The sequence below is a fragment of the Streptomyces sp. YIM S03343 genome (assembly GCF_054729195.1).
Window position 1 is genome coordinate 469,703 of sequence record NZ_JBPUKX010000002.1, and the last position, 16,903, is coordinate 486,605.

The window sequence follows — 16,903 nt, forward strand, 5'->3', positions numbered from 1 at the left end:
TCATGCAGGTGACGATGACGGTCAACGGTGAAGAGGTCACCCGGGAGATAGAGGGCCGACTGCTGCTGGTCCACTTCCTGCGCGACCACCTAGGTCTCACCGGCACCCACTGGGGGTGCGACACCAGCAACTGCGGTACCTGCGTGGTGCTGATGGACGGCGAGCCGGTCAAGTCGTGCACGGTGCTCGCGGCGATGGCGGGCGGGCACGAGGTGCGCACCGTAGAGGGCCTGGAGCAGGACGGCGCGCTCGACGCCGTGCAGCGCGGGTTCATGGAGTGCCACGGGCTCCAGTGCGGGTTCTGCACCCCCGGCATGATGATGACCGCCCGCGGCCTGCTGGACCGCGATCCGGACCCGGGTGAGCAGGAGATCCGTGAGGCGATCTCCGGGCAGATCTGCAGGTGCACCGGGTACGCGACCATCGTCCGCTCGGTCCGCTGGGCGGCCGCCGAGGAGGCGGGCACCCGCACCACGGCCGCCGACGGTCCCGCAGAATCCGCTGCCGAGTCCGCCGAACCGGCCGCCGCTTCGGCCCAGGGGAGCACGTCATGACCACCGTCGCCGGGAACGGCCACCGCACCGCGTTCGTCGACAACGACACCAAGCCCTGCGGGCACGGGCGCATGCTGCGCAAGGAGGACCCGCGCTTCGTACGCGGCAAGGGCCGCTACGTCGACGACGTACAACTGCCGGGCATGCTGCATCTGGCGGTCCTGCGCTCGCCCCTGGCGCACGCGCGGCTCGTCTCCGTCGACACCTCGCTGGCCGAGGCGCACCCCAAGGTCCGGCTGGTGGTCACCGGGGCGATGCTCGCTGAGAAGGGCCTGGCGTGGATGCCGACGCTGTCCAACGACGTGCAGGCGGTCCTCGCCACCGACAAGGTCCGCTTCCAGGGCCAGGAGGTCGCCTTCGTCGTCGCCGAGGACCGCTATTCGGCCCGGGACGCGCTGGAGCTGATCGACGTCGAGTACGAGCCGCTGGACCCGGTGGTCGACGTGCGCACCGCGCTGTCGCCGGACGCTCCGGTCATCCGCGACGACCTGGAGGGCAAGCAGGACAACCACTGCTTCGACTGGGAGACCGGCGACGCCGCCGAGACCGAGGAGGTGTTCGCCCGCGCCGATGTGGTGGTCAGCCAGGACATCGTGTACCCGCGGGTACACCCGGCGCCCATGGAGACGTGCGGCGCGGTCGCGGACTACGACGCCGTCGACGGCAAGCTCACCCTGTGGTCCACCACCCAGGCCCCGCACGCGCACCGCACCCTCTACGCGATCGTCGCCGGGCTGCCCGAGCACAAGATCCGGGTCATCTCCCCCGACATCGGCGGCGGCTTCGGCAACAAGGTGCCGATCTACCCGGGTTATGTGTGCGCGATCGTCGGCTCCCTGCTCACCGGGAAGCCGGTGAAGTGGGTGGAGGACCGTTCGGAGAACCTCCTCAGCACCGGCTTCGCGCGCGACTATGTGATGCGCGGCGAGATCGCGGCGACCCGCGAGGGGAAGATCCTCGCCATCCGCACCCATGTCCTCGCCGACCACGGCGCGTTCAACGGAACGGCCGCACCCGTGAAGTACCCGGCGGGCTTCTTCGGCGTCTTCACCGGCAGCTACGACCTTCAGGCCGCCTACTGCAGCATGACGGCCGTCTACACCAACAAGGCGCCCGGCGGGGTGGCGTACGCCTGCTCCTTCCGCATCACCGAGGCGGTGTATCTCGTCGAGCGGCTGGTGAACTGTCTGGCGCACGAACTGCGCACGGATCCGGTCGAGTTGCGGATGAAGAACTTCATCCGGCCCGAGCAGTTCCCCTACCGCACCAAGACCGGCTGGGTCTACGACTCCGGCAACTACGCGCCCACCATGGAACTGGCCAAGCGCATCGCGGGCTACGACGCGCTGCGCGCCGAGCAGGCCGAGAAACGGGCCCGGGGCGAGATCATGGGCATCGGGGTGTCGTTCTTCACCGAGGCGGTCGGCGCGGGCCCGCGCAAGGACATGGACATCCTCGGCCTCGGCATGGCCGACGGCTGCGAACTGCGGGTGCATCCGACGGGCAAGGCGGTCGTACGGCTCTCGGTGCAGTCCCAGGGGCAGGGCCACGAGACGACGTTCGCACAGATCGTCGCCGAGGAACTGGGCATCCCGCCGCAGGACATCGACGTGGTGCACGGCGACACCGACCAGACACCGTTCGGGCTCGGCACCTACGGCAGCCGCTCGACCCCGGTGTCGGGAGCCGCGGCGGCGCTGGTGGCGCGCAAGGTGCGGGACAAGGCCCGGCTGATCGCCTCGGGGATGCTGGAGGTGTCGGTCGCCGACGTGGTGTGGGAGAAGGGCTCCTTCCATGTCGCGGGCGACCCCTCGGCATCGGTGACCATCCAGGACGTGGCATTGCGCGCGCACGGCGCCGGTGATCTGCCCGAGGGCGTGGAGGGCGGCCTGGACGCGCAGATCTGTTACAACCCGGAGAACCTCACGTACCCGCACGGCGCGTACATCTGCGTGGTCGACATCGACCCGGGCACCGCGAAGGTGACGGTGCGGCGGTTCGTGGCGGTGGACGACTGCGGCACCCGGATCAACCCCATGATCATCGAGGGCCAGGTGCACGGCGGGCTCACCGACGGGGTCGGCATGGCGCTGATGGAGATGATCTCCTTCGACGAGGACGGCAACTGCCTCAGCGGCTCGCTGATGGACTACCTGCTCCCCACCGCCCTGGAGGTCCCCGACTGGGAGACCGGCCACACGGTCACCCCCTCGCCGCACCACCCGATCGGCGCCAAGGGCGTCGGCGAGTCGGCGACCGTCGGCTCCCCGCCGGCCATCGTCAACGCGGTGGTCGACGCCCTGGAGCCGTTCGGCATCCGGCACGCGGACATGCCGCTCACCCCGTCGCGGGTGTGGGAGGCGATGCAGGGCAGGCCGACGCCGCCGATCTGAGCGGCGGCGCGCACGGCGGCAGGGGGTGTGGATGTCGAGGAGGCGACGAGGAGGCGGCGAGGATGACCGGCACGGTCAGCGCCCGGGCGCTGGAACTCACCCGGAGACGGGTGCCGTTCGTGCACGCCCGGGTGGTGCGCGCCCAGGCGCCCGCCTCCGCGCACCCGGGCGACGAGGCCATCGTCTACGGCGACGGCACGATCGACGGCTTCGTCGGCGGGATGTGTGCGGAAAGTTCGGTACGTACGGCGGCGCTCGGCGCGCTGCACGAGGGCGGGCCGCTGCTGCTGCGTGTCCTGCCCGGGGACGGCGCCGCCTTCCCGGACACGCCCGGCGCCCAGGTCGTCGTCAACCCGTGTCTGTCGGGGGGCGCATTGGAGATCTTCCTCGAACCCGTGCTGCCGCCACCGCTGATCGAGGTGGTCGGGCAGACCCCGATCGCGGAGGCGTTCGTCGCGCTCGCCGAGGTGCTCGGCTACGCCACCGCCCGCTCACTGCCGGACGGACCGCCCGCCGAGCAGACCGCCGCGGTGATCGTGGCCGGGCAGGGCCGCGGCGACGGCGACGCGCTGCGCGCCGCACTGGACGCCCGGGTCCCGCACATCGCACTGGTCGCCAGCCGCCGCCGCGGCGCTGCCCTCTTCGACGAACTCGGCCTGGACGAGGCGGAGCGCGCCCGGATCCACTCCCCCGCCGGGCTCGACATCAAGGCGCGCACGGCACCGGAGGTCGCCCTGTCGATCCTGGCGGAGGTCGTCGAAGCCGTACGCACGGCCGGACGCCCGCCGCTGCCCATGGCCGAACGGCCGGCGGAGGTGGTGGACCCGGTGTGCGGGATGACGGTGACCGTGGGCCCGGACACTCCTCATCTCACCACCGCCGACGGCGAGTTCTGGTTCTGCGGCCCGGGCTGCCGGGACCGGATGGCCCGGGAAGCGGCGGCCGCAGGGTGAGCGAGCTGTTCACGGACGCCGACGAGATACGGCAACGCCTGGACACAGTGGGCTACTTGGTGGACGAGGGCACCGCCACCGCCCTCTTCCTCGCCACGGTCCTGGGCCGCCCGCTGCTGCTGGAGGGTGAGCCCGGGGTGGGCAAGACCAGCGCGGCGAAGGCGCTCGCCGCCGCACTCGACACCCCGCTGATCCGGCTCCAGTGCTACGAGGGCCTGTCGGCGGGCGAGGCGCTGTACGAGTGGAACTACCAGCGCCAACTGCTCGCCGTACGGCTCACCGAGGCGCGCGGCAGCCATCTGTCCGACGCCGATCTGTTCACCGAGGAGTTCCTGCTCGACCGGCCGCTGCTGCGGGCGGTGCGCCATCGCGGCCCGCTGCCGCCCGTGCTGCTCATCGACGAGATCGACCGGGCCGACGACGAATTCGAGGCGCTGCTCTTCGAGTTCCTCGGCGAGTCCGCCATCACCATCCCGGAACTGGGCACGTTCGCCGCGCTGCGTCCGCCGGTCGTGATCCTCACCTCCAACCGCAGCCGCGAACTGCATGACGCGCTGCGGCGCCGCTGCCTGTACCACTGGATCGACTTCCCCTCGCCCGAGCGCGCCGCCCTCATCCTGCGCCGCTCGGTCCCGGCCGCGGGCGAGCCGCTGATCGCGTCCGCCGCCGCCTTCATCGGCACGGTCCGCGGGCTCGACCTCGACAAGGCGCCCGGCATGGCGGAGGCCATCGACTGGCTCTCCGCGCTCGCCGCCCTGCGGGTGACCCGGCTGGCCCGCGACGACATCGTCAGAACCCTCAGCGCGGTCGCCAAGAGCCCCGACGACCGCACCGCCATCACCGAGTCCCTGGAGGAACTCGGATACCCCGGACAAGCGAGGAAGCCTTGAAGATCGACCACGAGTTCGGCGTTTCCGTACCCGTCGAACGGGCCTGGGAGGCCCTCACCGACCTGGAGTCCCTGGCCCCCTGTATGCCGGGGGCGCAGCTCACGGGAGTGGAGGGCGAGGACTACAAGGGCCGGGTGCGGGTCAAGGTCGGCCCGGTCGTCAGCCAGTTCACCGGTGTCGCACGGTTCGTGGAGAAGGACGAGGCGAACCGCACCGCCGTGATCAGGGCCACCGGCAAGGACACCCGCGGCGCGGGCAACGCCTCCGCGACCGTCCGCGCCCGGCTGACGGAGCGGGGCGAGGGCACCGTGGTGACGGTCAGCACCGACCTCAGCATCAGCGGGCGGCTGGCGCAGTTCGGCAGCGGGATGATCAAGGAGGTGTCGGAGAAGCTGTTCGCCCAGTTCGTGGCGAACGTGGAGACGCGGTTGCTGGCGGCGCCGACGAGCGAGGCGGAGGCGGAGTCGGAAGCCGCGGTGGTGCCCGCCGAGGCCGCCGCCGCAGCGTCCGGCGCCGTCGCCCCTGCCACCGCACCCGCCGCCGCGGCCCCGCAGACCGCGACGCCCGTGCCCGTGTCCGTGCCCGTACCTGGGCCTCGGCCCGCCGCCGACGACGAGCCGCTGGACCTGATGAAGCTGGCCGGGGCGTCCGTCACCAGGCGGGTGATCCCGGTGGCCGTCGGGGCGGTCGTCGCCGCCATGGTCGTCGCCGTGGTCGTCTGGCTGCTGGTCCGATGACATCCGGCGGCCCGCTGCTGCCCGCCGTCGACCGCGCCGCGTTCGCCGTGGCGCTCACCGAACGGCTCAGGGAGTGCGGTCTGCCCGCCGGTCTCACGGCCACCCAGGACTTCGCGCGGGCGCTTGCCCGCACCGCGCCCGCCACCCGCACCGCCCTGTACTGGACGGCCCGGGTCACCCTCGTGCGTGATCAGCCGGACCTGGCGGTCTTCGACCGGGTCTTCGACTCCCTCTTCGGCGACACCGTGCTCGCCCTGGACCCGAACGCCCGGCGCACCGGACCCGGCGCTGTCTCCCCCGACGAGGACGCCGCAGGTCACCGGCCACCCGCCGACCCCCACGACCACGCGGCCCCCGACGAGGCGACGGCGCTACCCTGGGTGACCCTGCCGCCCGCAGCCGCCACCGAGCGCGAGGAGGCACAGCCGCTGACCGTGCCGCAGCGGCTGCCGAGTGTGCTCGCCGCCGAAGTGGAGACACCGTTCCCGCAACTCGACCCGCGTGACGTGGAGTTGATCGGCCGCTGGCTGGAGACAGCATTGCGGGACTGGCCGACGCGCCGGACCCGCCGCTACGCCGTGCGCACGGGCGGTCCGCGCATCGCCGTCCGGGAGACGACGACACGCTCCCGGCGCACGGGCTGGGAGCCGGTGCGGCTGGTGCGGGCCGGGCCCGAGCGCCGGCCGCGCAGGGTCGTCGTGCTGTGCGACGTCAGCCGCTCGATGCAGGCGCACGCGGTGGCGTATCTGCATCTGATGCGCGCCCTCGCCCGTACGGCGGACGCGGAGGTCTTCGCGTTCGCGACGACGCTGACCCGGCTCACCGCGGTGCTCACGCACCGCTCCGCCGAGGCGGCGGTGGACCTGGCGACGGAACGGGTCACCGACAGGTTCGGCGGCACCCGGATAGCGCACTGTCTGAGCACGCTACTCACCTCGCACCACGGCGGCTCCCTGCGCGGCGCGGTGGTCCTGATCTGCTCCGACGGCTGGGACGGCGACCCGCCACAACAACTCGCCACGGCAATGGCCCGGCTACGGCTCCGCGCACACCGCGTGATCTGGCTCAACCCCAGAGCCGCCGCCCCCGACTTCGAGCCCCGCACCTCAACCCTGGCCGCAGCACTGCCGTACGTGGACCTACACCTACCGGCGGACACCTTCGGCGCGCTGCTACGGGTACCGGCCGAGATCGCGCGCAGCGCGCGAAGGTGAGACAGCAAGGCAGCTCGACCTATCCAGCCGACGCAAGCGACACTCCCCTAGGGGCGCGGGGAACTGCGCGACGAGCCACAACGCACCCGCACCCGCCCACGGCGGAACCGGGCACGCACCCGGCAAGGCGGGCCAACCATCCAGCCGACCCAAGCCACACCCCCCAGGAGCGCGGGGAACTGCGCGACCAACCACAACGCACCCGCACCCGCCCACGGCGAAAGACCGCACCCGCCGCCCGCCAAGGGCTACGTGCCACTCCACAGCGTCACATGAATCGCCGGCCTGAAGCGGCCAGCGGTCACGCCCGCGCCCCGCAGCATCGCCTGAATCGCCCGCGGCGTAGTGACGAAGCGGCGAAGCTCAGCGGCGACAGGCGACATGTCGCGGTCCCTGAGGGCCAGCAGGTTCCAGGAGCCGCGCAGCGGCAGCGAGGGCCCGGCGATCCTGCACAGATCCCCCGCCCCGAGGTCGTTCGCGACGGCGAACGCCACAGCCAGGGCCACACCCTTGCCGTGCTTGGCCTCGTCGACGGCGGCGGCATGGCTCTGGAAGATGCGCTGGTTGTGCTCGGGGACGTCCAGGCGCCGCAGCACGGAGGGGATCATGCCGGTCCTGCCGACCGCGGAGGGACCCAGCAGCCAGGTCTGGTCGCGCAGTTCGGCGGCGGTGACGCCGCCCGCCGCGAGCGGGTGGTCGCGGCCGACGACCGCGATCACCTGGTAGTTGAGGAAGGGGGTGCAGGAGAGCGCGTCGTCCACAACGGCGGGCCGGGGTCCGATGGCCACGTCGACGGTCCGGCTGAGCAGCAGCGCGCCGAAGTCCCGCGGTTCGTGCACGCTCAGCTCGACATCGAGGTCGTCGGCGCGGCCCGCGAACAGTTCGATGAGGCCGGGCGCGGCGTGCTCGGCGAACAGGGTGGTCCCGGCGATCCGCAGCAGCCGGCGGCCCGCTCCGGCTTCCCGGACCTCGAGGATGGTGCGGTCCTGGAGGCCCAGCAGCTCCGCGGCGCGGCTGGCGAGCCGCAGTCCTCCGGGGGTGAACGCGAGTCCGTTCGCGGTCCTGGTGAACAGCCGGTCGCCCAGCTCTCTGCGGAGATGGGCGATGTGCGTCGAGACGGCTGCCTCGCTCACCTCGAGATCGGCCGCGGCGGCCTTGACGGATCCGAGCCGGACGGTCGCGGAGAAGGCTCGCAGCTGTGCCGGGGTCAAACGGAACCTCCCGCGCTCACCACGGGTGTCCAAATCACCAGTGACCTGCAAGCCAAGTTAGCTCATCGGTTCCCCAGGGGCCACAGCGCGTGACGGTCCCGTCCGCCGTCCCGGCGGCACGCCCGGCACCCCGTGCACGGCAGGAGACCGGGCCCGTCACGACGGGGGAGAGTGACGGGACCCGGCCCACCTCCACCGTGCCACAGCAACAGCCGCCGTGCAGCCTCTGCGCGACCGAGCATCAGGGCCGTGGCCGGTTACCGCCCCCACCCCGGGGCCACCACACCCCGGCCACCAGCCCGGATGCCGCCGGGCCCCGCCGACGGCGGCCCGCACGGTCGTCCAGTCCCCGACGCCCGCGGAAGCAGGCCCTAGGGTTCGGGCATGGACTCGCGCGGTTATCTCTCCGGACTGTTCTCCCTCGACGGCCTGACCGCGATCGTGACCGGGGGCAGTTCCGGTATCGGCCGGGCCGTCGCCGGGGCGCTGGCGCGGGCGGGGGCGAGCGTGGTGATCGTGGCACGCCGGGAGGCCGAGCTGGCCGCCGCGGTGGAGGAGCTGACGGCCGAGGGCTGCCGGGCGGCCTGGGTGAGCGCCGATCTGGGCACCCGGGAGGCGGTGCGCGAGGCGGCGGAGCGGGCGGCCGGGGTGTACGGCGAGCCGGACATCCTCGTCAACAGCGCCGGGATCAATCTGCGCCCGCCGATGGGCGAGCTGGGCGAGGACGTGTGGGACGCGACGATGGCGGTGAATCTGGAGGCGCCGTATCTGCTGGGCCGCCGTTTCGGGCCGGGGATGGCCGACCGGGGCTTCGGGCGGATCATCCACATCAGCTCCCAGCAGGCACACCGGGCCTTCGTCCAGAGCGGGGCCTACGGGGTCTCCAAGGGGGCGCTGGAGTCGCTGGCCCGCTCGCAGGCGGAGGCGTGGTCGCCGTACGGCGTCACCTGCAACACGCTGGTGCCGGGGTTCGTCATGACGCCGCTGAACGCGCGGCTGTCGTCCGATCCGGAGCGGGTGTCGGCGCTGGCCGCGCGCACCATGGTCGGGCGCAACGGCCTGGCGGAAGACTTCGCCGGTGCGGCCGTGTTCCTGGCCGGGCGGTCCTCCGGCTATGTCACCGGGCAGTCGGTGTTCGTCGACGGCGGCCTGTCCGTGCACTGACTTCAGGCGGTCCGCCGCGGCCTCACGGCCACAGCCGCGCCAGGTGGTCCGCGAGGGCCGTCGCGGTGGCGGCGAGGGGGAAACGTGGCCCGAGGTGGCCGTCCGGGCGTACGACGAAGCCGGTCGGGCCGTCGGGGCGGTAGAGGCGGGCGAACTCCCCGCCGGAGTCGCGGTATCCGGGCACGGGCAGGGCGTCGGCGCCGACCGGAGCGGCGTCCCGGGCGAGCACGGCGACGGTCTCCAGGGGGAGACGCGGGCGGGGACGGCCGTCGGCGGCCGGCGGTGCCTGTGCGCGCCCCACCGCCTCCGCGGCCCCGGTCAGGCCGGCGAGGTCCGTCCCGTACAGGAGCACCACGTGCCCGGTGCGATGGCGCAGCACGTCGAGGAGCCGCAGTGGGTAGGCGGCGGGCGGGTTGGTCAGCCCGGCGCAGTCGGGTGCCCGGTCGCCGGGCCGGGGCGCGTCGACCCTCACTACGCTGTCCTCCCTCCCGGCACTGTCATCCCTCCCGGCGCTGCCGGCCGTCCCGGTGCTGCCGGGTGCGCCGGTCCCGGTGGGTGCGAGCGGGCCGCCCCGGTAGTCGACGAGGAGTTGCGCCTCGCGGAGCATCAGGGTGTCCGGGGTCTCGGGGTCGGCCTCCATGCCCTGGGTGGCGTGCCGGACGGTACGGCCCACGACCTCCTCACCAACGGGGCGGCGCTCGGCGTCGTAGCTGCCGAGCAGTCCGGGACCGGCCTCGCCGCGTACGACGAGGGCGAGTTTCCAAGCCAGGTTGCAGGCGTCCTGGACGCCGGTGTTCATGCCCTGGGCGCCGGTCGGGGGATGGATGTGGGCGGCGTCGCCCGCGACGAAGACACGGCCCTCGGCGTAGCGGTCGACGATTCGGTGGCTGATCCGGAACACGGAGGACCAGCGCAGTCCGGAGAGCGCGGCGGGCCTGGGGGCCAGGCGGTCGAGGACGGCCTGGAGGTGGGACAGCTCCGGGGTGCGCTCACCCTCCAGGCCGTGCGCCACGTCGTCGGCCGGGACGGGCTGCCCGGCATGCGCCCTGGTGGAGAGTTCGGGCGGGACGAGCGTCGACATGCGGTACCGGCCGCCTCCGTCGCCGGGCAGCGGGATGCAGACCAGGATGTCGTCGACGGAGCCGTCGGCGGCGAGGTGGCTGGAGCGCACGCTGTACGCGTGCGGCAGGTCCCAGTCGGCCTCGACGTCGCCGAGCATGTACTCATCGGCGAACGCCGCTCCCTCGTAGCGGAGTCCGAGGCCCTTGCGGACGGTGCTGTGCGCTCCGTCGCAGCCGACCAGATAGCCGGTGCGCAGTTCCTCCTCGGTGCCGGAGGCGGTGCGCAGCCGGGCGGTGACACCGTCCGGGTCCTGGGTGAAGGACAGCAGTTCGGTGCCGCGTTCTATGGCCGTGCCCAGGTGGGCGACGTACTCCTCCAGGAGGCGTTCGGTCTCGTACTGCGGCAGCGCGGCGAAGCGGTACGGCACTTCGGGCGGCAGCCGAAGGTCGATGCGCGCCTGTTCCCGGCCGTTGACGTAGACGAGCTGTCCGCGCAGTTGCACGGCCGCCTCCAGGACGTCGCGCACCAGGCCCATGCGGTCCCAGAGTTCCAGGGTGCGCGGCTGGATGCCGACGGCCTTGGCGTAGGGCAGGCGGGCGGGCAGCCGGTCGATCAGCCTGCAGGACACGCCGCGGCGGCGCAGTCCGGCGGCCGCGCTGAGGCCGACCGGGCCGGCACCCACGATCAGGACGTCGGTCGTTCGGGTGTGCGGCACGGTTCCTCCCGGTGCCCCCGTTCAGCACGTCGTGGGCTCAAGACGCCTCATCTGCCCGCGGGTTGGGCGGGCAGCGCAAAGACGTGGTCCGGTGAGATGATCCGCGTGATCGCGCTTCCGAACAGGGTGCTGGGCTCCTGGCCCTTGTAGTTGATGTCGGTGTTGAGCAGGACGACGAGGGTGGCCCGGGCCTCAGGCATGTAGACCGTCAGGGACTCGTAGCCCGGCAGGGAGCCGTTGTGGCCGATCCAGCCCTGCACATTGAAGATGCCAAGGCCATAGCCGGTGTTGGGGATGGGCGTGGCGGGTGTGATCAGCCGCTGCCGCTGCAAGCCGGTGCTGATCATCCGGTTCCCGTCGGGCAGTTGGCCGGTGGCCACGGTGCGTGCCCACACCCGCATGTCCTGGAGCTGGGAGATCATGGCGCCCGCGGCCCAGGCCCAGGAGGGGTCCCAGTTGGCCGAGTCCTCGACCTTGCCGCTGGCCGTCTGGTCGGTGTAGCCCTGCGCGTGGGGGTCAGGGAACGCGTTGCTGGTCGGGAAGGACGTGTGGTTCAGACCGGCCGGGTCGAGGACGTGCTGCTGGATGTAGCCCGCGAGGGACTGGCCGCTGATCTTCTCGACGACCAGGCCGAGGAGGATCAGGTTGGTGTTGCAGTAGTTGAACTGCGCGCCGGGCGGGAACAGCACGGGGTGCTTGAAGGCGTAGCCGAGCAGTTGCTGCGGGGTGAACGGCCGGTTCGGGTTCGCGGTGAGCGCCTTGAAGAAGTCGTCGTCCATCGAGTAGTTGAACAACCCGCTGCGCATCCCTGCCAGTTGACGCAGCGTGATCTTGTTGCCGTTCGGCACACCGCTGATGTACTTGCCGATGGTGTCGTCGAGGCCGATCCTGCCCTGGTCGACGAGTTGCAGCAGCGCGGTGACGGTGAACGTCTTGGTCTCGCTGCCGATGCGCATGTAGAGGTCCGGTTGCATCGCGCGGCCGGTGTTCTTGTCGGCGACGCCGAAGGATTTGACGTACGTGCCCTTGTCCGCGGTCCAGATGCCGACGGTCACACCGGGAACTCCGGCCTGCCCCATGATCCGTCGGACGGCCGCGTCGAGTGCCCGCTGTACGGCCGGGGTGAGGTCGCGGACGGCATCGCCGCCGACCGGTGACGGGGTGGGCGCGGCGGCTGCGGGGGCCGTGGACGGGGCGGTGGACGGCAGTGCCACCGCGGTCCCGCCCGCGGCCGACACCACCAGCACCCCCACCGCCGCGATCGCGACGGTCCCCCTGCGCAGTCGTATGGACGGGTGTGTCATGGGCTTGCTCCCGGGTGAGGGGATCCATGCCGCAGACCACAGCCGCACCAGAGGGCGGGCCGCGTGCGGCCCATCACCGCCAGCATAGAAGCGCCTCAGCTGTCCCGCCTGTTGACGGGCGTCACCCTTCTCCCGCCAGCCCCTCTGCCCCCTCTCCCCCATGCCGCCATGCCACCGCGCTGTCACGTCGCCGTGCCCGCCGGCCGGCGGGCCAGGAGCTTGCCCAGCTCCCACAGGCCGAGCAGGACGACCGCAGACAGCAGGGCCCAGCCGAACTGCCGCCCATCGATCTGCGTGGTGTGGAGCATGCGCCGGAACCCGTCGACCTGGGTCGCGAAGGCGGCAAGGACGATCTGGACCACGGCCACCCTGTTCATCTGCTTGCTGTCGAAGGTGGCCGGGGTCAGGACCGAGTCGGTCTCGCTTCGGCACTCGAACGCGGCCACCACCAGACAGAGCGCGAACGCCGTGAATGCCATCGAGTTGCCGACGGCGGTGCTGTCGTAGCGGGCCTCGCCCAGTTTGATCAGCGCGAGCAAGATCACGGTGAGGGCCAGTCCGCCGAGGCCTGTCGTCGTGATCACGGACCGGGTGAGCACCGACTCACCCCGGGGGCGCGGCTGGCGCCGCATCAGTCCCGGGCTCTCCTGGTCGAAGCCGAGCGCGAAGCCGAACGAGGCGTTGACCACGAAGTGGATCCACAGCACCTGCGCCGGGGTGAACGGCTCCCCGCCCGCGATGTTGAAGAGGGTCGCCCCGAGGAAGGTCAGCACGAAGGTCACCAGCAGCAGGAGCACGAACCGGATGTACTTGCTGAGGTTGTCGTAGATCTTCCGGCCCTGCTCCACGGCGTAGACGATGGTGGCGAAGTTGTCGTCGGAGAGGATCATGCGTCCGGCGTTCTTGGCGACGTCGGTGCCGCTGCCCATGGCGATGCCGATGTCGGCGGCCTTGATGGCCGGGGCGTCGTTGACGCCGTCGCCCGTCATCGCGACGACGTTGTCCTTCTTCTTGAGCAGCTGGGCCAGCAGCACCTTGTGCTCCGGGGCGACCCGTCCGACGACGCCGATCGCGTCGATCCGGTCGAGCTGGTCCGTCTCCGGCAGCGCCGCGAACTCGGCGCCGAGGACGGCCTCGCCGGGGATGCCGAGGCGGCGGGCGATGGCGGCGCCGGTGGTGACGTCGTCCCCGGTCACCATGCGGACCGTGATGTGCGCGGCCTGCGCGTTCGCCACCGCCGCCTTGGACTCCTCACGCGGCGGGTCCACCATGGCGACCAGGCTGGTCAGGGTGAGGCCGGTGACCAGGGCGAGCAGATCGCCGTCGGGGTCGAAGCCGGCCGGGTCGAGGTCGCGTACGGCGGCGGCCATCACCCGGTGCCCCTCGCGGCCCATCCGGTCGGTCTCCGCCTCCAGACGCCCGCTGAGGGCGGCGTCCCACGGCACGGTCCCGCCCTCGGCGAGCGCGCCGCTCACCCGCGCCGTCACGGCGGGACCGGCCCCCTTGACGAAGCACCGCACGACGGGACGGCCCGAGTCGTCGACGGCGGAGTTGAAGGTCGCCATCAGCTTGTAGGTCGGGTCGAACGGCAGGGTGGCGAGGCGTGGGAGGCGGTCCTGGGTGGCCTCGGCGTCCAGGCCCGCCTTGTGCCCGAGGACGAGGAACGCGCCCTCGGTGGGGTCGCCCACCACCTCGCCGTCCACCAGCCGTGCGTCGCTCGCGACGACGTAGGGCAGGATCGCCTCCTCGATGCCCGCCGAGCGTCCGGCCGCGTGGTGGACCTTGCCCGTGAGGTCGTAGCCCGTGCCCGAGACGGTGAAGCGGTCGGTGGCGCTGAGCACCTCCACGACGGTCATCTGGTTCATCGTGAGGGTGCCGGTCTTGTCCGAGTTGATCGCCGAGGTGAAGGCGAGGGTCTCGACCGAGGGCAGTTCCTTGACGATGGCGTTGCGTCGCGCGAGGTTGACGCTGCCGACCGAGAGGATCGCCTGGGTCACGGTCGGCAGTGCCTCGGGGATGGCGGCGATGGCCAGGGAGACCGCGCTGACGAACAGCGTGTCCCAGGCCTGGCCGCGGGCGCGTCCCATGGCGAACATCACGACCATGGTCAGTCCGGCCGCCGCCGTGATCCACACCGTGAGGGTGTTGAGCTGCCGGGTCAGCGGCGGCACCTCGCGCGCGGTGGCGGACAGCATCCCGGCGATCCTGCCGAGTTCCGTGTCCGAGCCGGTGCCGGTGACGACGAGCAGTCCGCTGCCGTGCGTCACCGGGGTGTTCATGAACGCCATGTCCGTCTGGTCGCCGGGACCGAGGGCGCCGCCGGAGGACACCGCCTCCGGCACCTCCGTGTCCTTGGCGGCGGGGACGCTCTCCCCGGTGAGCGCGGACTCGTCGATCTGGAGGGAGCTGGCCTCGATGATCCGTCCGTCGGCGGGCACCTGGTCACCCGCCGCGAGCAGCACGATGTCGCCGACCACGAGTTCCTCGGCCGGTATCTCCGACTCGGTGCCGTCCCTGCGCACCCGGGCGGTGGCCTTCATCATCGACTTCAGCGCGTTCATCGCGCTCTCCGCCTTGCCCTCCTGCCGCAGCCCGCCCACCGCGTTCAACAGGGTCAGCAGGAACAGCAGGATCGCCGTGCTCCACTCGGCGATCGCCAGGGAGACGACGGTGGCGCCCAGCAGCACGAGCTGCATATAGCTGCGGTACTGGTCGAGGAAACGCAGCAACATCGGCCGCGGTTTCTCCTCGGGCAGCGCGTTCGGGCCGTTGGCGGCCAGCAGTTCGGCCGCCTTCGCCGCTGTCAGCCCGGTCGCGGGGTCCACCGCGAGGTACGCGGTCACATCCGCGGCGGGGCGCGCGTACCAGTCCGTCCGGGGTTTCGGCCGTGGTCCTGCCGGGCTCGGCTGCAACGCCGCCATGGTCGTGTCTCCGATTCTCCGATCGGGATCGGTCGTTCCTCCCACGCGAAATCCCGTGCCGTGCGGGCCGGGACGGCCGTCAGCCGCCGGGCACCCGGTGCCGGGCCGCGTACGGATCGCCGGGTTCCCCCTCCGGTGCCTCGGCCTCCAGGCCCGCCTTGGCGGCGAGCAGGTCCTTCAACGCCTCCTCCGGGACCGTGGGGTACTGGGGGTCGATGTCCATCAGCGTGTGGGCGAGCACCGCCGCCGTGCACAGCCGCGCGAACCACTTCCGGTCCGCCGGTACGACGTACCAGGGCGCCCAGCGGGTGCTGGTGGCGGACAGCATCTCGGAGAAGGCCACCCGGTAGTCGTCCCAGTAGCGGCGCTCATGGATGTCGGCGGCGGAGAACTTCCAGTTCTTCTCCGGCACATCGAGGCGCTTCATGAAGCGGGTGCGCTGCTCCTCCTTGGAAAGGTTCAGGAAGATCTTCACGATCCGGAAGCCGTTCTCGCTCAGATACCGCTCCCAGTCGTTGATCTGCCGGTAGCGGCGCTCCCAGATCTTCTCGGTGCGGGCGCTGGCCGGCAGCTTCTGCCGCTCCAGGACCTCGGGGTGCACCCGTACGACGAGGACCTCCTCGTAGTGCGAACGGTTGAAGATCCCTATCTCGCCGCGGCCCGGCAGCCGCCGGGCGTAGCGCCACAGGTAGTCGTGGTCGAGTTCCTCGGCGGAGGGCACCTTGAAGCTGCTGACCTTCACGCCCTGTGGGTTCACCCCGCTCATCACATGCCGGATGGTGCCGTCCTTGCCGCCCGCGTCGAGGCCCTGGAGGCAGAGCAGCACGCCGTAGGTGTCCTGCGCGGCCAGCCGCTCCTGGTACTCGGCGAGCAGCGACACGCCGACTTTGAGGAGTTCGGCGCTGTGCTTCTTCCTGACCTGCCCCTTGTAGCGGGGGTCGAAGTCCTCGTCCAGGTCCACACGGGAGCCCGGTCGCACGCGCAGCGGCTCGATGAGCTCCGCGATCCGTTCGGCTCTGCTGGGTGGTGCCATACCGGCCAGTCCCTCTCTGCGCTCACGGTGCGGACAGCGGATTGCCCTCCTCCGGTGCCGAGCTGCGCCTGCGGACCGCGGCGTCGAGGGCGGCGCGGGCGCGGCGTTCGACAAGGATCGGTACGAAGGCCCGGATCCTGGCCTGACGGAAGGCCTGGCAGGCGTCCTTGACGGCGACTTCGACGGTAGCGCCGTCGAGCGAGTCGTAGGCACGGCTGAGGCGTCCGAGCACCTCCTCCACGGCGTCGTCCTCGTCACGCCGCGGCACGATCGCGTGCGTCCCGCCCGGCCGGCCCGCGGAGCGGGCGCCGCCGCTCCGAGACCGCGGCCGTTCTTCGAGACTCAGTCCGGGGCCGCCACCAGTAGGAGCTGCGCCGCCCGGTTTGCCGGAGCCGTCGTCGGTAGGGACCGCGCGGCCCGGCTTGCCTTGGCCACCACCGGTGGGAGCCGCGCCGCCCGGCTTGCCGGAGCCGGGTGCGGCGCGCGCGAGTCCCTCGGCGGCGCGGACCGGCAGTACATTGCGGAACGTCACGGAAAGCATGCCGCACGACCTCCCGACCTGGGCACCCGGCGCGGTTCGTCACCCGGCGTGGGCCATATGAGGCCCATTGTCCGGCCGCCCCGGCAAGATCGCTCTTCGGGGAACCGGGGTGGTCCCCGACGGCCTGAGGGAGGCTCCGGTCGGGCCGCGCCCGGTCCGTCCGGATCTCGCCCGCCGTGCGTGCGGTGGTTCGCGGGATGCGGGAGGCTGC

The 16,903-nt window shown here is 72.0% G+C and carries 13 protein-coding genes; 7 read left to right on the plus strand and 6 right to left on the minus strand.

Annotated features, from left to right (window positions below; genetic code table 11):
• The first annotated feature begins 2 nt into the window (after positions 1–2).
• The 6 genes from ACSYGN_RS37895 to ACSYGN_RS37920 all read left to right on the plus strand — a co-directional run bounded on the left by ACSYGN_RS37895 (position 3) and on the right by ACSYGN_RS37920 (position 6,741).
• Positions 3–554, plus strand: a complete 552-nt coding sequence (locus tag ACSYGN_RS37895) for a (2Fe-2S)-binding protein (protein WP_460404789.1) — start codon at positions 3–5, stop codon at positions 552–554.
• On the plus strand, positions 551–2,947 hold the full coding sequence (locus ACSYGN_RS37900) for an aerobic carbon-monoxide dehydrogenase large subunit (protein WP_460404791.1): 2,397 nt from the start codon (positions 551–553) through the stop codon (positions 2,945–2,947). The genes ACSYGN_RS37895 and ACSYGN_RS37900 overlap by 4 nt, the downstream gene beginning before the upstream one ends.
• Positions 2,948–3,009: 62 nt before the next feature.
• Positions 3,010–3,900 carry an XdhC family protein gene (locus ACSYGN_RS37905; RefSeq protein WP_460404793.1) on the plus strand — a complete coding sequence of 297 codons (891 nt, stop codon included), beginning with the start codon at positions 3,010–3,012 and terminating at the stop codon, positions 3,898–3,900.
• Positions 3,897–4,790 (plus strand): AAA family ATPase, encoded by an 894-nt coding sequence (locus ACSYGN_RS37910; RefSeq protein ID WP_460404795.1) that lies wholly within the window; start codon positions 3,897–3,899, stop codon positions 4,788–4,790. Before ACSYGN_RS37905 ends, ACSYGN_RS37910 begins: the two co-directional genes overlap by 4 nt.
• Entirely contained in the window at positions 4,787–5,527 is a 741-nt protein-coding gene (locus tag ACSYGN_RS37915) for an SRPBCC family protein (protein ID WP_460404797.1), read from the plus strand. The genes ACSYGN_RS37910 and ACSYGN_RS37915 overlap by 4 nt, the downstream gene beginning before the upstream one ends.
• Entirely contained in the window at positions 5,524–6,741 is a 1,218-nt protein-coding gene (locus ACSYGN_RS37920; RefSeq protein ID WP_460404799.1) for a vWA domain-containing protein, read from the plus strand. Before ACSYGN_RS37915 ends, ACSYGN_RS37920 begins: the two co-directional genes overlap by 4 nt.
• 248 nt (positions 6,742–6,989) lie before the next feature.
• On the opposite strand, the gene ACSYGN_RS37925 is transcribed toward ACSYGN_RS37920, so the two are convergent.
• A complete protein-coding gene (locus ACSYGN_RS37925; RefSeq protein WP_460404801.1) occupies positions 6,990–7,952 on the minus strand; it encodes a LysR family transcriptional regulator in 963 nt (320 codons plus the stop codon).
• Between the two features lie 384 nt (positions 7,953–8,336).
• Here ACSYGN_RS37925 and ACSYGN_RS37930 point away from each other — a divergent pair, with 384 nt between their 5' ends.
• On the plus strand, positions 8,337–9,116 hold the full coding sequence (locus ACSYGN_RS37930) for an SDR family NAD(P)-dependent oxidoreductase (protein WP_460404803.1): 780 nt from the start codon (positions 8,337–8,339) through the stop codon (positions 9,114–9,116).
• A gap of 22 nt (positions 9,117–9,138) precedes the next feature.
• On the opposite strand, the gene ACSYGN_RS37935 is transcribed toward ACSYGN_RS37930, so the two are convergent.
• From ACSYGN_RS37935 to ACSYGN_RS37955, 5 genes are all read right to left on the minus strand, one after another.
• On the minus strand, positions 9,139–10,893 hold the full coding sequence (locus tag ACSYGN_RS37935) for an FAD-dependent monooxygenase (protein WP_460404805.1): 1,755 nt from the start codon (positions 10,891–10,893) through the stop codon (positions 9,139–9,141).
• A 47-nt stretch (positions 10,894–10,940) separates the two neighbouring features.
• Positions 10,941–12,197: a serine hydrolase domain-containing protein gene (locus tag ACSYGN_RS37940; RefSeq protein WP_460404807.1), complete on the minus strand. Its 1,257-nt coding sequence runs from the start codon at positions 12,195–12,197 to the stop codon at positions 10,941–10,943.
• A 182-nt stretch (positions 12,198–12,379) separates the two neighbouring features.
• Positions 12,380–15,118, minus strand: coding sequence for a cation-translocating P-type ATPase (locus ACSYGN_RS37945; RefSeq protein ID WP_460404809.1), 2,739 nt, complete (start codon positions 15,116–15,118; stop codon positions 12,380–12,382).
• 79 nt (positions 15,119–15,197) lie between these two features.
• The gene (locus ACSYGN_RS37950) at positions 15,198–16,151 is read right to left on the minus strand and encodes a polyphosphate kinase 2 family protein (RefSeq protein WP_460404811.1); all 954 of its coding nucleotides are present in this window, start codon (positions 16,149–16,151) and stop codon (positions 15,198–15,200) included.
• Between the two features lie 22 nt (positions 16,152–16,173).
• Entirely contained in the window at positions 16,174–16,692 is a 519-nt protein-coding gene (locus tag ACSYGN_RS37955) for a three-helix bundle dimerization domain-containing protein (protein ID WP_460404813.1), read from the minus strand.
• Positions 16,693–16,903: the final 211 nt, after the last annotated feature.

What these genes read in the sequence shown, in the direction of transcription:
- ACSYGN_RS37905 (WP_460404793.1), top strand. Translation starts at nt 3,010, where the DNA reads ATGACCGGCACGGTCAGCGCCCGGGCGCTGGAACTCACCCGGAGACGG.
- ACSYGN_RS37900 (WP_460404791.1), top strand. Translation starts at nt 551, where the DNA reads ATGACCACCGTCGCCGGGAACGGCCACCGCACCGCGTTCGTCGACAAC.
- ACSYGN_RS37920 (WP_460404799.1), top strand. Translation starts at nt 5,524, where the DNA reads ATGACATCCGGCGGCCCGCTGCTGCCCGCCGTCGACCGCGCCGCGTTC.
- ACSYGN_RS37930 (WP_460404803.1), top strand. Translation starts at nt 8,337, where the DNA reads ATGGACTCGCGCGGTTATCTCTCCGGACTGTTCTCCCTCGACGGCCTG.
- ACSYGN_RS37945 (WP_460404809.1), bottom strand. Translation starts at nt 15,118, where the DNA reads ATGGCGGCGTTGCAGCCGAGCCCGGCAGGACCACGGCCGAAACCCCGG.
- ACSYGN_RS37940 (WP_460404807.1), bottom strand. Translation starts at nt 12,197, where the DNA reads ATGACACACCCGTCCATACGACTGCGCAGGGGGACCGTCGCGATCGCG.
- ACSYGN_RS37955 (WP_460404813.1), bottom strand. Translation starts at nt 16,692, where the DNA reads ATGCTTTCCGTGACGTTCCGCAATGTACTGCCGGTCCGCGCCGCCGAG.
- ACSYGN_RS37950 (WP_460404811.1), bottom strand. Translation starts at nt 16,151, where the DNA reads ATGGCACCACCCAGCAGAGCCGAACGGATCGCGGAGCTCATCGAGCCG.
- ACSYGN_RS37895 (WP_460404789.1), top strand. Translation starts at nt 3, where the DNA reads ATGCAGGTGACGATGACGGTCAACGGTGAAGAGGTCACCCGGGAGATA.